Origin of the sequence: Sphaerisporangium fuscum (assembly GCF_018531465.1) — a bacterium.
Taxonomy (GTDB): Bacteria; Actinomycetota; Actinomycetes; order Streptosporangiales; family Streptosporangiaceae; genus Sphaerisporangium; species Sphaerisporangium fuscum.
Window position 1 is genome coordinate 363,856 of the sequence record NZ_JAHDTF010000003.1, and the last position, 16,354, is coordinate 380,209.

Consider the following 16,354-nt stretch of genomic DNA (forward strand, 5'->3'; position numbering starts at 1 on the left):
CTCCTCAGCACCGCGTCCTCTCTACGAACTGGAGGTGGTAGTGAACCGGCTCAAGTGGTTCGCGGCAACACTGGCGGCGTCCTTCGTGATCCCCCTGCCGCAGATGACGAGCGCGGCGTCCGCGACGCCGGACAAGCCGCACCTGACGCGGCTCGACAGCGACGAGCGGCCCGTTCCCGGGAAGGCGGCGCCGCCCAGAGCGCTGCCTCCCGACCCGGAGCGGGCCGTCGAGATGCGCACCAGCCCGGCCGTCACATGGCCGGGAACGGGCAAGGGCGCCGTACGCGCCCTTGCCGGGACCGGTCCGCAGGTGAGCGTGCTCGACCGCGCGACCACAGCACGGGCGGGCGTACGCGGCGTGCTCTTCCGCGTGGGTGGCGCCTCCCGGCTCAACGGGGCCGCCGCCGGGGCGGACGTGCCGGTGGAGATCGACTACTCCGGTTTCAGGAACGCCTACGGCGGTGACTGGGCCAGCCGATTAACCGTCGTACGGCTCCCCGAATGCGCGCTCACCACGCCCACCGTCGCCGCATGCGCGAAGCCCACGGCCACGAAGAGCAGTAACCATCTCAAGGCGGGCAAACTGTCGGCGACGCTGCCCGCGGGCGGCCTGTTCGCGGTCACGGCGGCCTCCGGTGGCTCGGCCGGGAGCTACAAGCCGACATCGCTGTCCCCCTCGGCGACTTGGCAGGTCGGGACGCAGTCGGGCGACTTCACCTGGAGCTATCCGATCGATTCCCCCGACCTGCCCGGCATCGGACCCGACATCGATCTCTCCTACTCCTCGAGCTCCGTCGACGGGCGTGTCTCGGCGACCAACAACCAGCCGAGCTGGCTCGGCGAAGGGTTCGACTACCAGGCCGGATACATCGAACGGTCGTACAAGTCGTGCAAGGACGACGGTGCCGCCGCGACCCCTGGCGACGAGTGCTGGTCGACCTGGAACGCGCACGTCGTCCTGCCCGGCGTGGCGGGCGAACTCGTGCGCGACGCCACCGACACCACCAAGTGGCGGGTCGAGGAGGACGACGGCTGGCGCGTCGACCTGCTGACCGGCGCGGTCAACGGCGACGACGGCGACGCGGGCAAGGACAAGGGCGAGCACTGGCGGCTGACCTCGCCCGACGGCACGCAGTACTTCTTCGGGCTCAACCGGCTGCCCGGATGGACGTCCGGCAAGCCCGAGACCAACTCCACCTGGACCGTCCCGGTGTACGGCAACAACGCGGGAGAGCCGTGCAACGCGGCGGGCTGGTGCCAGCAGGCGTACCGCTGGTCACTCGACTATGTCGTCGACCCCCACGGCGACGTCATGTCGATCTACTACAACAAGGACGTCAACCACTACGCGCGAGGCGGCACGGCGGTCACGCCGTACGCGCGCGGCGGCGAGGTGGACCGCATCGAGTACGGCCAGCGGGACCAGCAGGTGTACTCGACGACCGCGCCTGGCAGGGTGGTCTTCACGACGGCCGGCCGGTGCATCCCCGGATCGGCGTGCACCCAGGCGAGCCCCCAGGACTGGCCGGACACGCCCTGGGACCAGAGCTGTGACGCCTCCAGCTGCGCGATCACCTCACCGACGTTCTGGAGCGCCAAGCGCCTCGCGAAGATCACCACACAGGTCTACTCGGACGGGGGCTACCGGGACGTCGACTCCTGGACCTTCACCCACTCGTTCCCCGCCGCGGGCGACGGCAGCGGGGCCGCGCTGTGGCTCGACTCGATCGTCCACTCCGGTCACACCGGCGGCACACTCTCCCTCCCGCCGGTCCGCTTCGACGGGACCACGATCGCCAACCGGGTCGCCGGCGACAGCGACGACCGCGTCGCGATGAAGAAACGGCGCCTCTCCTTCATCTACAACGAGACCGGCGGGCGCGTCGGCGTCACCTACTCCCTGGAGTGCCAGGCCGGGATGACCGCGCCCGCTCCGGACGCCAACACCAAGAAGTGCTTCCCCGCCTTCTGGACCCCTGAAGGCGCGCCCGCCCCCGAACTGGACTGGTGGCAGAAGCCCGTCGTCACCCAGGTCGTCGAGGAGGACCTGGTCGGCGGCAACAGCAGGGAGATCACGCAGTACGAGTACTTCGGCGACCAGGACATCCAGGGGGCCGCGTGGCGCCGGGACGACTCGGAACTGGTTCCCGACAAGTACAAGACCTGGGGTCAGTGGCGCGGGTTCGCCAAGGTCAGGATCCGGTCCGGCGACCCGGCCAAGGGGCCGCAGGACGTGTCCGAGCAGGTGTTCTACCGAGGGATGGACGGTGACCTCAAGGCCGGCGGCGGCACCAGGACCGCGCGGGTGTACGACTCGCAGGGCGGCACCCGTCCCGACACCCAGGTCCTCAAGGGCTTCGTCAGGGAGACGACCGAGTACAACGGACCGAACGGCGCCTGGAGCGAGCGGACCGTCTCCGAGCCCCAACTGATCGGGATGACGGCGCACCGGGCAAGACCGGACGGGGGACCCGAGCTCCAGGCCTGGCTGACCGAGGAGAAGACCGAGACCACGTACACCGCCCTCGCCGGCGGCCGGGTCCGGGTCACCGAGAACCGCAGGCACTTCGACTCCCTCGGCATGGTCGACCAGGTGTACGACCTCGGTGACACGTCGACCACGGCGGACGACACCTGCACGACGATCACCTACGCGCGCAACGAGAGCCGTTGGATCATGGACACCCGGTCGCAGGTCGTCGAGGTCTCGGCGCCGTGCGGGACCACGCCGAGCTATCCGGGCGACCTCCTCTCGGGGAAGCGCTACTACTACGACGGCTCCACGTCCTGGGGGGCGGCTCCGGCGCGGGGCGACGTGACAAAGGCCGAGGAGATGGCCTCCTTCGACGGGGACAAGCCGGAGTACGCCAAGTCCGGCAGCGCCGTCTTCGACCAGCACGGCCGTGTGACCGAGGAGTACGACGCCTACGACCACAAGGAGACGATGTCGTACACGCCGGCGACCGGCGGCCCGCTCACGTCGCAGACCGCCACCAACGCCCTCGGGCACACCGCGACCACGACCTTCGACCCGCTGCGCGGCCTCCCGGCCAAGACGGAGGACGCCAACGCCAAGGTCACGGAGCTGTCCTACGACGCGCTCGGCCGGCTGACCGGAGCCTGGCTGCCGGGCCGGTCCAGGACGGCCAACCCGGCCGCGCCGAACACCGAGTACACCTACACCGTCAGGAACACCGGGCCGACGGCCGTAAAGACCAAGTCCCTGCTCGGCGACGGGTCCTCGTACGTCACCTCGTACTCCCTGATGGACGGCTTCCTGCGGGAGCGGCAGACGCAGGCGCTGTCGCCGGCGGGCGGCAGGATCGTCTCCGACACCTTCTACGACTCCCAGGGGCGGCAGGCCAAGTCCAACGCGGGGTACTACGAGGAATCCTCGCCCCCGTCGGCGAGCCTCTGGGTGGCCCAGGACGATGCCGTTCCCTCGCAGACGGTGTACGAGTACGACGCGGCGGGCCGGGAGACGGCGGAGATCCTCAAGTCGCACGGGACGGAGAAATGGCGGACCACCACGACGTACGGTGGTGACTGGACGGCCGTGGACCCGCCCGACGGCGACACGCCGGAGATGGTGATCACCGATGCGGACGGCCGCACGATCGAGCGGCGGCAGTATCACGGCGGCACCCCGAGCGGAGCCTACGACGCGACGAAGTACACCTACGACAAGGCCGGCGCGCTCGAGTCCGTCACCGACCCTGCGGGCAACGTCTGGCGCTACGCCTACGACCTGCGCGGCCGCAAGGTGCGGGAGGAGGATCCGGACACCGGTGTCAGCACATCGACGTTCGACGAGCTGGACCGCGTGGTCTCCACGACCGACTCGCGTGGCAAGAGCATCTTCAACGACTACGACGCGCTCGGCAGGCTGACGGCGACCCGCGAGGGTTCCGCCACCGGGCCGAAGCTGACCGAGCGCGTCTACGACACCCTCAGCAAGGGCGCCCTCACCTCGACCACCCGGTACGCGGGCGGGAACGTCTACCGGACCGAGACGCTCGGCTTCGACGCCGCCGGCCGTCCCACCGGAACCCGCGTGACGATCCCGGCGGCCGAGGGCGGCCTCCAGGGGACCTACGACACGACCTTCGAGTACAACGCGGCCGACCAGATCGTGAAGCAGAAGCTGCCCGCCGGGGGAGGCCTGCCCGCCGAGACCCTGCAGCGGGATTACGACCCCGTCACCGGGCTCGCCGCCGGGCTCGGCTCCGCGCTCGGCGCGTACGTGTCCGAGACCGGATACTCCGACGTCGGCGAGCTGGCGAGCACGTATCTCGGACCGACGGGGCACGGCGTCCTCCAGCAGTTCGAGTACGACGAGGCGACCTCGCGGCTCAACCGCATCCTGGCCGAGCGCGACCTCGAGCCGGCGGCGATCTCGGACGTGAACCTCGTGTACGACCCCGCGGGCAACGTGCTGAAGGTCGCCGACGACACCTCGTCCGACGTGCAGTGCTTCACCTACGACTACCTGCAGCGGCTGACCGAGGCCTGGACGGCCACCGACCAGTGCGCCGGCTCCCCGTCCCTCGCCTCGCTCGGCGGCCCGGAGCCTTACTGGCACAGCTACCAGTACGACGAGACGGGCAACCGGACGAAGGAGGTACGGCACGCTTCAGCGGGTGACCTGACCAGGACCTACACCTATCCGGAACCGGGGTCCCCGCAACCGCACACGCTGCGGTCCCTGGTCGGCAGCGGGCCGGACGGGACGGCGACCGACACCTACGGCTACGACAGCGACGGCAACACCGTGAGCCGGAAGGTCAAGGGCGTCGACCAGGCCCTGGCGTGGGACGCCGAAGGCCACCTGGCGAGCGTGACCAAGGGCGCCGAAACCGAGTCGTACGTGTACGACGCGGACGGCGACCGGCTGATCCGGCACGGCACGTCGAGCACGACCCTGTACCTCGGCGACACCGAGCTCGAGCTGAAGAACGGGACCGTCAGCGGCACCCGCTACTACGCGCACAACGGGTCCGTGGTCGCGGTGCGCACGGCGAAGGCCGGCGGCACGTCCCTGTCCTGGCTGGTCTCCGACCATCAGGGCACCCAGCAGGCGGCCGTCGACGCCGCCACGCTGAAAGCGACGGTACGGCGAAGCCTGCCGTTCGGCGGCACGCGCGACGCGGACCCCTCGGACTGGCCCGGGAGCAGAGGCTTCGTCGGCGGCACGAAGGATCCCACCGGCCTCACCCACCTGGGAGCGAGAGAGTACGACCCGGACACGGGCCGGTTCGTGTCGGTGGACCCGATCATCGACGTCGACGACCCGCAGACGATGAACGGATACGCCTACGGCCTCGACAACCCCGTCACCATGTCCGACCCGGACGGCATGAAGGCCAAGAAGTGCGAGAACCCGCGCCAGTGCGACCACGTCACTCCCAAGGCCAAGACGAGCAAGCCCAAGACCAAGGCCAAGCCGAAGCCCAGGGCGAGGTGTGAGAACCCGCGCCAGTGCGACCACGTCACCCCCAAGCCCAAGACGCCCAAGCCCAAGGTGAGGTGCGAGAACCCGCGCCAGTGCGACCACGTCACCCCCAAGCCCAAGGTCAGGAAGTGCGAGAACCCCCGGCAGTGCGACCACGACGGCCCCGCGCCGTCCAAGCCCGGGAAACAGCCGGCGAAGAAGGCTCAACCGGCGAAGAAGGACGGTTGCAACTGGCTGTGCAGTGTGGGCAAGCATCTCAGGGACAACTGGCAGACGTACGCGGGAGCCGTCGGCTTAGGGGTGTGCGTCGTGGCATCGGCAGGGGCGTGCCTGGGGGTCGGTGCGGCGATCTGGGCCGGCGGCGTCCTCGACGACGCCATCCGGAACAAGGGGGATGTGAACTGGGGGCATCACGCGTGGGCTGCCGTCTGGCTCGTTGCAGGCGGAACGCTGGGCCGCGTCGTCGCCGGTTCGAGAAGTGCGTTCTGGAGCGAGTCCGCGATCGCCCGGGATCCTGTCCTCACCCGCGGGAGCAAACGTCCCATCTACTCGAACGGAAAGGTCGTGACACGGAAGAGCCAGGCATCGCGGCCCTATTATCAGAACAACGGACCCATCAACTGGCACGCCACAGGTAGCACGGCCTCGGTCAACTACGGGCAGTGGATGGCGTCCAACGGAATCGGGTGGGAGCCTTGGGCGAAAAAGAAATGACGACACGGTACCGAAACCGCTGGACCGTGACGGCCGGGGTCGTGGGAGGGCTGTTCCTGCTGTCGATGTACGGCCGCGGCGTGACGACCGCGTCCTTTCCCACGCTGCCCAGCCGGCTGTTCTTCGGGACATTCGTCACGCTGAGCTGCTGGGTGGCGGCCGCGGGAACCTTCTTCCCCTCGGTGAGTCCACGCCGGGACGAGCTGGTGGTGGACAACCTTCTGTTCACCTACCGCATCCCCTGGCGGCGGGTCCTCGACGTGGAGCCGGTCGGGGGGATGGAGATAAGAACGCGCGGCGCGGGCGAGATCGGGTGCTTCGCCTTCTCCGGTTCCCTCCTGGGCGCGCTGACCGGCGACCGTACCTCCAGGCGGGTCTCGGCGGCCATCCTCGACTACCGCAAAGAGCAGGCCGACAAGTCCGGTGACGCCGAGGTCACCCGTGAGATCCCCGTGCTGCGGCACGTGGTCTGGCTGGTGTGCTCGTGGCCCCTGCTCACCTGGGCGCTACCGGCGATCCTGTCGCCGTGAGCGCGACCTGACGTCACGGCGCGCGGGCGCGCCATCGTTCGTGCGCGCCCGCGAGCCGGAGACGGCGCCTGATCGACGTAGGCACCGGCCCGGCGCCGGCGCCGGGTCAGGCGGTGCGGCGGGACCGGGCCAGGGCCAGTCCGCCGAGGACCACGGCGGCCGGCCCGACCACCAGGTCCACATAGCCCCCGACTATTCCGTAGCCGGTGCCGGGACCACCCTCGGCGGCGGCCACGACCAGCCCGCCGATGGTCGTGCCGGCCAGCCCCGCCGCCAGGGCCACGATGGCTCCCTTTTTCCCGGTGCCGGCGCCGATACGACCGGCGGACCGGGCCAGGGCCAGCCCGCCGAGGACGACGCCGGCCAGCCCCAGCAGCGCGGCCACCAAGGACCAGACGCGGCCGGAGGTCAAGGTGTAAGCACCGACGGGCTGGACCAGAACGTGCGCGGCCGCCGGTGTGGCGAGCCCCGAGATCCCGCGCAGGACGGCTGCGGCGGTGGCCGGCAGGCTGACGGACATGAGGATCCTTTCGGTCGGACGACGGGTGTCGGCAGCGTGCGGCGCGATGGGCCGCCCATGCCGGCCGAGGTGCAGGTGACCAGCACGAGCACGAGCACCTGGGAGGGGTTTCACGGAATCGAGCATCACGCCGTCGAGGCGGCAGCGGCATCCGACAGCGGATGGCAGCGCCTACGTAGTTCTGCGTAGACGACTCATGTCTCGGTACGCTCGCCGTCGTAGGCGGTCGCGCGTCCGGGCGGAGTGTTCTCGCCGGCGGCGACCGTAGGATCGCGGCATGGAACACCGCCTGGTGTGGTCGCGCCTGCCGGTGCCGGCGCAGGACGTGTCGCTCGCGCTCTTCATCACCGTGATGCAGGTTCAGGGCACGATGGTCCGCAACGCCGGCGAGGTGGTGGAGCGGCCGCTCACCGACCTCGGATACCTGGGATACGTCCTGCTGGTCGTGAGTGGTGCGGTCGTCGTCGTCCGCCGCCGGTGGCCGGTGCCGGTGTTCGTCACCGCCGCGCTCGCCAGCCTGGTGTACTACACCCTTGACTTCCCGGACGGGCCCGGCTGGCTCGGGCTCTTCGCCGCCCTGTACACCCTCGCCGCCTACGGGAACGGGCGCCGGTCGCTCGTGACGGCCGGCGTGGGCATCACGGTGCTCGCCATCGGCTGGCTGGTCGCCGCGGCCGACATCGAGCCACGCGCCGCCATCGGCTGGGTATTCTTCCGGATCGGCGCGTCGATCATGAGTGCTGCCCTCGGCGAGTCCGTCCGAGCCCGGCAGGTCATCGCCGCCGAAGCTCAGAAGCGTGCCGAGCTGGCTGAGCGGACCCGCGAGGAGGAAGCGCGGGCGCGTGTCGACGCTGAACGGCTGCGGATCGCGCGCGAGGTCCACGACACCGTCGCCCACGCCATAGCGATCGTCAACGTTCAGGCCGGTGTCACCGCGCACGTGCTCGACAAGCGGCCGGAGCTGGCGCGCGAGGCGTTGCGCGCCATCGAGCAGACCAGTTCCCGCGCACTGCGGGAGATGCGGGCCATCCTCGGGGTACTCCGTGACGACGACGGTGACGACGACGGGCGGGTGCCGTATCCCGGGCTGGAGCAGATCGACGAACTGGCCGCCAAGGCACGCGAGGCGGGACTCGATGTCAAGCTCGAGGAGACTTCGCCCGCGGCGCCGTTGCCCAGCGCGGTGGGAAGCGCCGCCTACCGAATCGTTCAGGAATCGATCACCAACGTGGTCCGCCACGTCGGTCCGACACGGGTGACGGTGGCGCTGAACCCCGGGATCGAGGCCTTGGAGATCCGCGTGACCGATGAGGGCCGCCGTGCCGCCCCAGGTCGTGACTGCGCAGATCCGCGTCTGGCGGGACGGCGACCGAGCAGCACGGGCAGCTCGGCCAAGCCCGGCCGCGGGATCGCCGGCATGCGCGAGCGCTGTCAGCTGCTGGGCGGAGAACTCGACGCCGGGCCGATTCCGGACGGCGGGTTCGAAGTCAGGGCACGGCTGCCCCTCGCGCCGGCCGGGTCGCGCCTATGAACGCGTCGGCCGCCTCACCGTCGACCAACGCTCCGATCAAGGTGCTGCTCGCCGATGACGAGCGTCTCGTGCGATCCGGGTTCAAGGTCCTGCTCGACCTCGAGGAGGACATCACCGTAGTGGGGGAGGCCACCGACGGCGCCGAAGCCGTCGAGCGGGCCCGCGCCACCCGTCCCGACGTCGTCCTCATGGACATCCGGATGCCGAAGCTCGACGGGATTCAAGCCGCCGCCCAGATCGCCGGGACGCGGGGGCTGGAGCAGGTCCGAGTCATCATTCTCACCACCTACGACACCGACGAGTACGTCTTCGACGCCTTGCAGGCCGGTGCCAGCGGCTTCCTGCTCAAAGACGCCGGGCCGGCCGAGCTCCTGCATGCCGTCCGGGTGGTCGCCGCCGGAGAGGCGCTGCTCGCGCCGCGGATCACCCGGCGCCTCATCGGCCGGTTCACCGCGCAACGCAAAGCCGCCCGGGCCGGGGAGGACCGGCTCGCGGTGCTGACCGAGCGCGAGCGCGAAGTGCTGGCCCTTGTGGGACAGGGACTGAGCAACCACGAGATCGGTGTCGAGTTGTCTCTCAGCCCGGCGACTGCGCGCACTCACGTCAGCCACGCGATGGCGAAACTGGGTGCGCGCGACCGTGCGCAACTGGTCGTCATCGCTTACCGAACAGGACTGGTCGACCCTGCGATGTAAGGCCCGATCATGCCCTGTACCGCGCTCGGCGCCGATGCCCACGACGGATCGGTAATAGATTGGGGCCGGTTGGCCCGGCTGTGGGACGGCGGAGGTTGGCGATGGCTGACGTGCGGGTCGAGGTCGAGGGCACGACCACCACGATCTGGATGGATCGGCCCGACCGGCGCAACGCCGTGGACGGGCCGATGGCAGCCGAGCTGCGGGCGGCGTTCGAGGAGTTCGAGGCCGATCCGGGGCAGCGCGTGGCGGTGCTCGCGGGGGCCGGCGGGACGTTCTGCGCCGGTGCCGATCTCACGGCGGTGAACGATCCGGCCCGCCGGAACGAGCTCGGATGTGATCCTCTCCAAGGAGAGCGGCCGCGACCCGTGTGCCGCGCGTCACCGGTGACTCCCCGGGCGCTTCCGCCCGGGTGCGAAGACTTCCCCCCACCGTGAGGATCCGAGGATGACCCACTCGAGGGCCCTGCCGTCCGTGCTCGCCGTGGCCGCGTCCGTGCTGCTGGTCGGCGGCAACGCCCGGGCCGACGCGGAGGTGCCGTTACCGTCGGCGGTCTTCCGCGCCACGCACAACAGCTACTCCGGCAACGTCGACGGCGCCAGGAACTCCATCACCTACCAGCTCGACCACGGCGTCCGCTTCATCGAGCTCGACGTCCACGACAACGGGTACGCGACCGCGCACGACTACGCGATCGGCCACGACGCGCCAGGTGATCAGGTCGACCACTCCGGCAACCCGGCTTCGAACCTGCTGCGCGACTGGCTCGACGTGATCGACACGTGGTCCGAGGGCCATCCGGCCGCCGCTCCGCTCGTCGTCATGTTCGACCTCAAGGACGACCTGACCGACAACCCGTCGTTCGCCGCGGGCAACCTGGGCGCGCTCAACCAGGAGCTCGTCTCCGTCTTCGGGCCCCGGCTGCTGGCGGCCGAGGACTACCCGGCGACCCCGCCGGCGGTGGACACGCTGCGCGGCCGCGTCCTGCCCCTGCTCTCCGGGAACGCCAAGAGCCGCGCGGAGTACAAACGCGACCTCGGCAACTCCCCGGCGGTCGCGCTCAACGCCGCAGGGCAGATCGTCGAGGTGCACGACTCCGGCTCCGGCACCCTGTGGTACTGGACGGGCACCTACCACGACGGTCGTGTGACCTGGCTGCGCCACGGGAAGTACGACACCGGCCGGACGCCCGCGGTCGCGCTCAACGACGACGGCGACCTGGTCGAGGTCCACCAGTCCGAGAACGCGACCACGCTGTGGTACCACACCGGGCATCTCGGCGCGGACGGCGAGATCAGCTGGTCCCCCAGCCGCCAGTACGACAACGGCGTCCTGCCGACGGTCGCGTTCACGAACCCGGCCGGCACCCAGGTGCGCGAGATCCACCGCAGCCAGAGCAACAGTCAGAACTGGCAGTGGAACGGCGTCCTGAACACCGGGACGTCGACGGTCTCGTGGAGCGGGAACGCCAGGACCTCCGACGCCCGTTTCGACAAGTCCACCTCGGCCCGCGGCGCGTCGAGCGTGCGCGTGTGGACCGGAGCGGACGGCCCCACCCCCGCACAGACCCTGCGCGTGGACACCGACCGGTTCGCCGGGGACCGTATCCGCTACCGGCAGGTGGCCTTCGACGAGTTCCAGAAGGGCGACAGCGCCGAGCTCCAGCAGGGGGCCCTCTTCTACGCCGCGCCGGCGACCGAGTCCGCCTTCATCACCGCGGCCCGGCGGTCAGGGCGGCTGGTGCGCGGCTGGGACTTCGACTCGGCGGACCTGGCGACGTCTCCGCCGGTCGGCTATCCCGCGACCAACCACCCCTACGACGCCTGGTACGAGAACCTCCTCACCCGGTCCGGCGCCGTCCAGTGACGCCGGCGATCCCTTCGGGCGGCCGCGCGACGCGGTCGCCCGAGGGGTGGGAGCCCGAGCGACGGGCTAACGGCGGTCCAGCAGCGGCAGGCGGGATCTGGCGGCCAGGGCGGCGGCGCAGTACCACACGTTGATCAGCCCCATCAGCCGGCGCAGGTCGGCGACCTCGCAGGTCACCGTGTGCTCGTCGACGCGTTCGGCTCCGGGGACGTCCGCCGCGGCCTCGGCGGCCGTCGGGATCTGGAACCCGGCCGTCAGCACGAGGCGGCCGGGGATCTCGACCGGGCGGAGCGAACCCGCGCGCCGCACCGCCTCGGCCGCCGCCGCACGGATGAGCTCCTGCGCCTTCCTCGGGTGCAGGGTGTCGGCGGCGGTGTACCCCTCGGCCTTCTTGACGGCCGCGGTGACCACGCCGGGGAATCGTTTCCCGGCCACCGCGCAGATCTGGACGTCACCGGTCACCAGCCCGACGGGGACGCCGTGCTCGGCGGCCAGAAGGGCGTTGACCTCGGCCTCCGAGACGATCTGGTCGTTGAGCCGCAGCCAGCTGAAGAACGAGGAGAAGCTGTGCGCGAGCACGCCGGGGCAACCCCCCGCCGCGTGGTAGCCCACGAACAGCGCCACCCCGTGGTCCCCGTCGAGCCCGTGCGCCATGCACTGCGCCTTCGGGCTGCCGGTGATCAGCCGGGCACGCTCGTCCAACCCGTCCTGCAGGAAGTTGTCCATCGTCCCGTGGCTGTCGTTGACGACGACCGAGTCGGCCCCGGCGTCGAACGCGCCCGCGATCGCCGCGTTCGCCTCGCCCGTCATCAACTCCTGCGAGCGCGGGTAGTTGTGACCGCCGCGCACGATCTGGTCGACCGTGGCGATCCCGGCGATCCCCTCCATGTCGACGGAGATGTAGACGTCCATCCGGCTCCTTCCAGCGTCCTGCCGAGCGATCCCCTCTGAGGATTCGGCCGTGGCCGCAGCGGTGTCTTCGGAGCGCCGCACATGGAGCGGCCGGTTTTTTCGTACCGCAGGACGAACTGTGGTCCCCGTCACGATGCCTAATGTTCACCCACTCGGCGGCGGAGCGCCGCTTCGACGGAGGTGATCAGGGTGGACGCGCAGAAGCTGCAGGAAAGGCTCGCCGAGACGGCCCGGGAGCACGGCATCCCCGGCCTGGTCATCGCCGTCCAGCGGGATGAGGAGATCGTCGAGGCGGCGCACGGCGTACTCGACAAGGAGTTCAACTATCCGGTGACCACCGACTCGATCTTCCAGACCGGGTCGATCACCAAGGTCTGGACCGCGACCCTGCTCATGCAGCTGGTCGACGAGGGCCTGGTGGACCTGGACGCCCCGGTGGCCCGCTACCTGCCCGGTTTCCGGGTCGCCGACGAGACGGTGAGCGCAACGGTCACCGTACGACAGCTGCTCTGCCACGTCGGTGGCTTCGAGGGCGACATCTTCGACGACCACGGGCCCGGCGACGACGCCGTCGAGCGGTACGTGGCCTGCCTGGCCGGCCCCGCGACGCAGCTGTTCCCGAACGGGACCATGTGGTCGTACTGCAACAGCGGGTATGTGGTGCTCGGCCGGATCGTCGAGGTGCTCACCGGCCTGACCTGGGAGGCGGCGCTCCGCGAGCGCATCGCCCTCCCGCTGGGCATGACGCATGTCGTGACCTCGCCGGCCGAGGCGATCAGGCACCGGGTGGCCATGGGGCACGTGACGGGTCCGGACGGCGACGTCGTCAAGGCCCCCATCTGGGCCATGCCGCGATCCAACGCCCCCGCGGGCTCGACCCTCACCCTCACCGCCCGCGACCAGCTCCGCTTCGCAAAAATGCACCTCAGCGGCGGTGTAGCGCCGGACGGGACGCGGGTGCTCTCCGAGGAGAGCGTCCGCGCGATGCGGGAACCGCAGGTCGCCGTCCCCGTGACCGGGACGCTCGGCGACCACTGGGGGCTCGGCTGGGAGCTGTTCGAGTGCGAGGGCGGCCAGGTCATCGGCCACGACGGTGGGACGGTCGGCCAGCTGTCGCTGCTGCGTGTCGTCCCCGGGAAGGACGTCGCCGTCGCCGTCCTCACCAACGGGGGCGCGTTCTTCGGCCTGCACGCGCTGGTCACCGAGCTGCTGGACGAACTGGCCGGGGTGAGGTTGCCGCCGTTGCACGTCCCGCCCGCCGAACCGGCCGCCGTCGACACGGGCTACTTCACCGGCCGGTACGAGTCGGGGACGCTCGGCGCCGAGGTGACCGAGACCGATGAGGGTCTGTCGGTGGTCGTACGGCCCTTGGGAGCCGCCGCCGCGTTGCACGGCGAAGGCCCGCTGAGCAGCGACGTCATGGTGCCGCTGGACGCCCGCACTCTCGTCGGCGTCGAGCCGCAGGACGGTCGGCATGTGACGTACACCTTCCTCGGTGACGGCGAGAAGGCCCGCTTCCTGCACCTGGGGCGCGCCGTTCCCCGTGTCTGACCCATGTCCGCCCGACGGTGCCAGGGCTCGCGGCCCCGCCAGCGAGGAGCGAAAGATGAGAAGAAGTACCACTGGCATGGCCGCCGCGGTCGCCGCGCTCGGGCTCGCCGCGACCGGATGCGGCGACGGGAGTTCGGCCGGGGCCCAGAGCGGCGGGGGCGGCACCGTCACCATCGCGATCTCCGCCGACCCGGGGAGCCTCGCCCCGCTCACCACGCTGGCGAGCACGGCGCTCTTCCTCAACACCTACGCCTACGACACGCTCGTCCACGTCGCGCAGGACGGATCCCTCGTCAGCGGGGTGGCCGAGAAGTGGACCGCCACCACCACCTCCGCCCAGTTCACCCTCAAGTCCGGGGTGACCTGCGAGGACGGCTCGCCGCTGGCGGCCTCGGACGTGGCCGCCGAGTACAACTACATCGCCGCCCCCAAGAACCAGTCGCCGCTGCTCGGGCTCTCGGTGCCGCAGACGGCCACCGCCTCGGCCGACGACGCGGCCCGAACGGTGTCGGTGAAGACCACCAAGCCGGCGCCGTTCATCCTGGAGATGACCAGCCTGCTCCCTCTGGTCTGCAAGAAGGGGCTCGCCGATCCCAAGGCGCTGGCCCGCGCCTCGAACGCCTCCGGCCCGTACCGCCTGGCCGAGGCCGTCCCGGGCGACCACTACACCTACGTCAAGCGGTCCGGCTACACCTGGGGCCCCGGCGGTGCCCCTGCGACCGGGATGCCCGACAAGGTGACCTTCAAGGTGGTGGCCAACGAGTCCACCGCCACCAACCTGCTGCTGTCGGGCGACGTCAACGTGGTGCAGGTGAACGGCTCGGATCGGCAGCGGCTGGCCGCGGCCCAGGTGCTGCAGCGGAGCGTCCGGCAGACGCTCGGGCAGTTGCTGTTCAACGAGGCGCCCGGCCATCCGACCGCCGACCCCGCCGTCCGGCGGGCCCTGGTCACCGCCGTCGACCTCAAGCAGATCGGGTCCGTCGCGGCCAACGGCCAGAACGAGCCGCCCACCAACCTCGGAGTGGTCAAGCCGACGCCGTGCACCGGCGACTCGGTGACCGGGAACGTCCCCGGCCGCGACACCGCGCAGGCCGCGGCGGCCCTCACCTCCGCCGGATGGACCAAGACGGGCGACCAGTGGACCAAGGACGGCAGGACGCTCACGGTCACGTTGCCGCACCCGACCAACCTCGGCCCGCAGGTGCTGGCCGCCGTCGAGCTCGCCGTCCAGCAGTGGACGGCGTTCGGCGTGAAGGTGACGCCCAAGCCCGTGACCCCCGCGACGGTCACCAGCACCATGATGTCCGACGGCTGGGACATGGCCTGGCTGCCGATCAACGTGTACCTGCCCGACCAGCTGACCCGCTTCTACGACGGGCCACGGCCTCCGCAGGGCACCAACTTCGGTGGCATCGCCAATCCCGACTACAAGCGGCTCACCGCCCAGGCGTCCGCCAAGCAGGGCACCGCGGGGTGCGAGCTGTGGACCGCCGCGGAGAGCGCGCTGATCAAGCGGCTGGACGTGGTGCCGTTCGCGACGTTGTCGCAGACCTTCTACGGCAAGGGGGTGTCGTTCCAGATCGACGGCGCCGGCGTCGTCCCGCAGACCCTGCGAAGGACGGCCGGATGATGAGGGCCCACCCCTGGGTCGCGTTCGCGGTCCGCCGGGCCGGGCGGCTGGTCGTGTCGCTGCTGGTCCTGGTCACCGCGTCCTTCGCGATGATCCACCTGGTCCCCGGGGACCCGGTGCGGGCGGCGCTCGGCACGACCGCCGACCCGCAGCTGGTCGCCGCCCGCAGGCACGCGCTCGGACTCGACCAGCCGCTGCTCACCCAGTACTGGAACTTCATCTCCGGCCTGCTGCGCTTCAGGCTGGGCGAGTCGATCAGCGTCGACCTCCCCGTGTCGCAGATCATCTCGACCCGGCTGCCGGCCACGCTGCAGATCGCGGTACCGGCCTTCGTCCTCATCATGGCGCTCGCGATCCCCGTCGGGATGACGGCGGCCGTGCTGACCCGAGAGGGCCGCAGGCGGCGCGGCGAGCTCGCCTTCACCGCGGTCACCGGCGTCTTCGGCGCGGTGCCGGAGTTCCTGCTCGCCGTCGGCCTGGTCGCCCTGTTCGCGGTGGCGTTCCCGCTCCTGCCGGTGGCCTCGCGCGGCGGCCCCTCGTCGTACGTCCTGCCGATCCTCTCCCTCACGCTCATCCCGGCCGCGGCCCTGTCCCGGATCGTCAGGGTGGAGGCGCTGCGGGTGCTCGGCGAGGACTACATGCGCACCGCGCGGGCCAAACGGCTGCCCGCCAGGCTGGTCTACCTGCGGCACGCCCTGCCCAACCTCCTCACCTCCTCGCTCACCCTGGGCGGCCTGCTGTTCACCTCGCTGATCGCCGGGACCGTCCTGATCGAGAACGTCTTCGCCTGGCCGGGCCTGGGCACCTCCATCGTCCAGGCGATCACGCAGAAGGACTATCCGCTGGTGCAGGGCGTGGTCCTGGTGTACGGGGTCGCGGCGCTGCTGCTGACCTTCCTCGTCGACCTCGCCGTGGCCGTCGCCGACCCCCATTCCACGATCCGCGGGAGCTGA

Annotated in this window: 11 protein-coding genes; 9 read left to right on the forward strand and 2 right to left on the reverse strand. The window is 70.7% G+C overall.

Features of this window, described 5'->3' with window-relative positions; all coding sequences use genetic code 11:
- The first annotated feature begins 40 nt into the window (after positions 1-40).
- Both KIK05_RS48710 and KIK05_RS04450 read left to right on the forward strand, forming a co-directional pair.
- The gene (locus KIK05_RS48710) at positions 41-6,166 is read left to right on the forward strand and encodes an RHS repeat domain-containing protein (protein ID WP_214409226.1); all 6,126 of its coding nucleotides are present in this window, start codon (positions 41-43) and stop codon (positions 6,164-6,166) included.
- Positions 6,163-6,696, forward strand: a complete 534-nt coding sequence (locus KIK05_RS04450; RefSeq protein WP_214409227.1) for a hypothetical protein — start codon at positions 6,163-6,165, stop codon at positions 6,694-6,696. The genes KIK05_RS48710 and KIK05_RS04450 overlap by 4 nt, the downstream gene beginning before the upstream one ends.
- Positions 6,697-6,802: 106 nt before the next feature.
- Here KIK05_RS04450 and KIK05_RS04455 read toward each other — a convergent pair whose 3' ends face one another.
- Positions 6,803-7,216 (reverse strand): DUF6223 family protein, encoded by a 414-nt coding sequence (locus KIK05_RS04455; protein ID WP_250562195.1) that lies wholly within the window; start codon positions 7,214-7,216, stop codon positions 6,803-6,805.
- A gap of 277 nt (positions 7,217-7,493) precedes the next feature.
- On the opposite strand from KIK05_RS04455, the gene KIK05_RS04460 reads away from it, so the two are divergent.
- From KIK05_RS04460 to KIK05_RS04475, 4 genes are all read left to right on the forward strand, one after another.
- Positions 7,494-8,747, forward strand: a complete 1,254-nt coding sequence (locus tag KIK05_RS04460) for a sensor histidine kinase (protein WP_250562196.1) — start codon at positions 7,494-7,496, stop codon at positions 8,745-8,747.
- Complete coding sequence (locus tag KIK05_RS04465) at positions 8,744-9,442, forward strand: response regulator (protein WP_214409228.1); 699 nt, start codon at positions 8,744-8,746, stop codon at positions 9,440-9,442. Before KIK05_RS04460 ends, KIK05_RS04465 begins: the two co-directional genes overlap by 4 nt.
- 101 nt (positions 9,443-9,543) lie before the next feature.
- Positions 9,544-9,879, forward strand: coding sequence for an enoyl-CoA hydratase-related protein (locus KIK05_RS04470; protein WP_214409229.1), 336 nt, complete (start codon positions 9,544-9,546; stop codon positions 9,877-9,879).
- Positions 9,880-9,889: 10 nt separating this feature from the next.
- A complete protein-coding gene (locus tag KIK05_RS04475) occupies positions 9,890-11,308 on the forward strand; it encodes a PI-PLC domain-containing protein (RefSeq protein WP_214409230.1) in 1,419 nt (472 codons plus the stop codon).
- A gap of 66 nt (positions 11,309-11,374) precedes the next feature.
- Here the strand turns inward: KIK05_RS04475 and KIK05_RS04480 are convergent, their stop codons facing one another.
- A complete protein-coding gene (locus tag KIK05_RS04480) occupies positions 11,375-12,220 on the reverse strand; it encodes a M55 family metallopeptidase (protein ID WP_214409231.1) in 846 nt (281 codons plus the stop codon).
- A 189-nt stretch (positions 12,221-12,409) separates the two neighbouring features.
- On the opposite strand from KIK05_RS04480, the gene KIK05_RS04485 reads away from it, so the two are divergent.
- Genes KIK05_RS04485 through KIK05_RS04495 form a run of 3 tightly spaced genes read left to right on the forward strand, consistent with a single transcriptional unit; the run spans position 12,410 to position 16,354 of the window.
- Entirely contained in the window at positions 12,410-13,771 is a 1,362-nt protein-coding gene (locus KIK05_RS04485; RefSeq protein ID WP_214409232.1) for a serine hydrolase domain-containing protein, read from the forward strand.
- Positions 13,772-13,826: 55 nt separating this feature from the next.
- Complete coding sequence (locus KIK05_RS04490) at positions 13,827-15,401, forward strand: ABC transporter substrate-binding protein (protein WP_214409233.1); 1,575 nt, start codon at positions 13,827-13,829, stop codon at positions 15,399-15,401.
- A complete protein-coding gene (locus tag KIK05_RS04495; protein ID WP_214409234.1) occupies positions 15,398-16,354 on the forward strand; it encodes an ABC transporter permease in 957 nt (318 codons plus the stop codon). The genes KIK05_RS04490 and KIK05_RS04495 overlap by 4 nt, the downstream gene beginning before the upstream one ends.

Coding starts and splice junctions, on each gene's coding strand:
- KIK05_RS04465 (WP_214409228.1), top strand. CDS start 8,744: ATGAACGCGTCGGCCGCCTCACCGTCGACCAACGCTCCGATCAAGGTG.
- KIK05_RS04475 (WP_214409230.1), top strand. CDS start 9,890: ATGACCCACTCGAGGGCCCTGCCGTCCGTGCTCGCCGTGGCCGCGTCC.
- KIK05_RS04460 (WP_250562196.1), top strand. CDS start 7,494: ATGGAACACCGCCTGGTGTGGTCGCGCCTGCCGGTGCCGGCGCAGGAC.
- KIK05_RS04455 (WP_250562195.1), bottom strand. CDS start 7,216: ATGTCCGTCAGCCTGCCGGCCACCGCCGCAGCCGTCCTGCGCGGGATC.
- KIK05_RS04490 (WP_214409233.1), top strand. CDS start 13,827: ATGAGAAGAAGTACCACTGGCATGGCCGCCGCGGTCGCCGCGCTCGGG.
- KIK05_RS04480 (WP_214409231.1), bottom strand. CDS start 12,220: ATGGACGTCTACATCTCCGTCGACATGGAGGGGATCGCCGGGATCGCC.
- KIK05_RS04470 (WP_214409229.1), top strand. CDS start 9,544: ATGGCTGACGTGCGGGTCGAGGTCGAGGGCACGACCACCACGATCTGG.
- KIK05_RS04495 (WP_214409234.1), top strand. CDS start 15,398: ATGATGAGGGCCCACCCCTGGGTCGCGTTCGCGGTCCGCCGGGCCGGG.
- KIK05_RS04450 (WP_214409227.1), top strand. CDS start 6,163: ATGACGACACGGTACCGAAACCGCTGGACCGTGACGGCCGGGGTCGTG.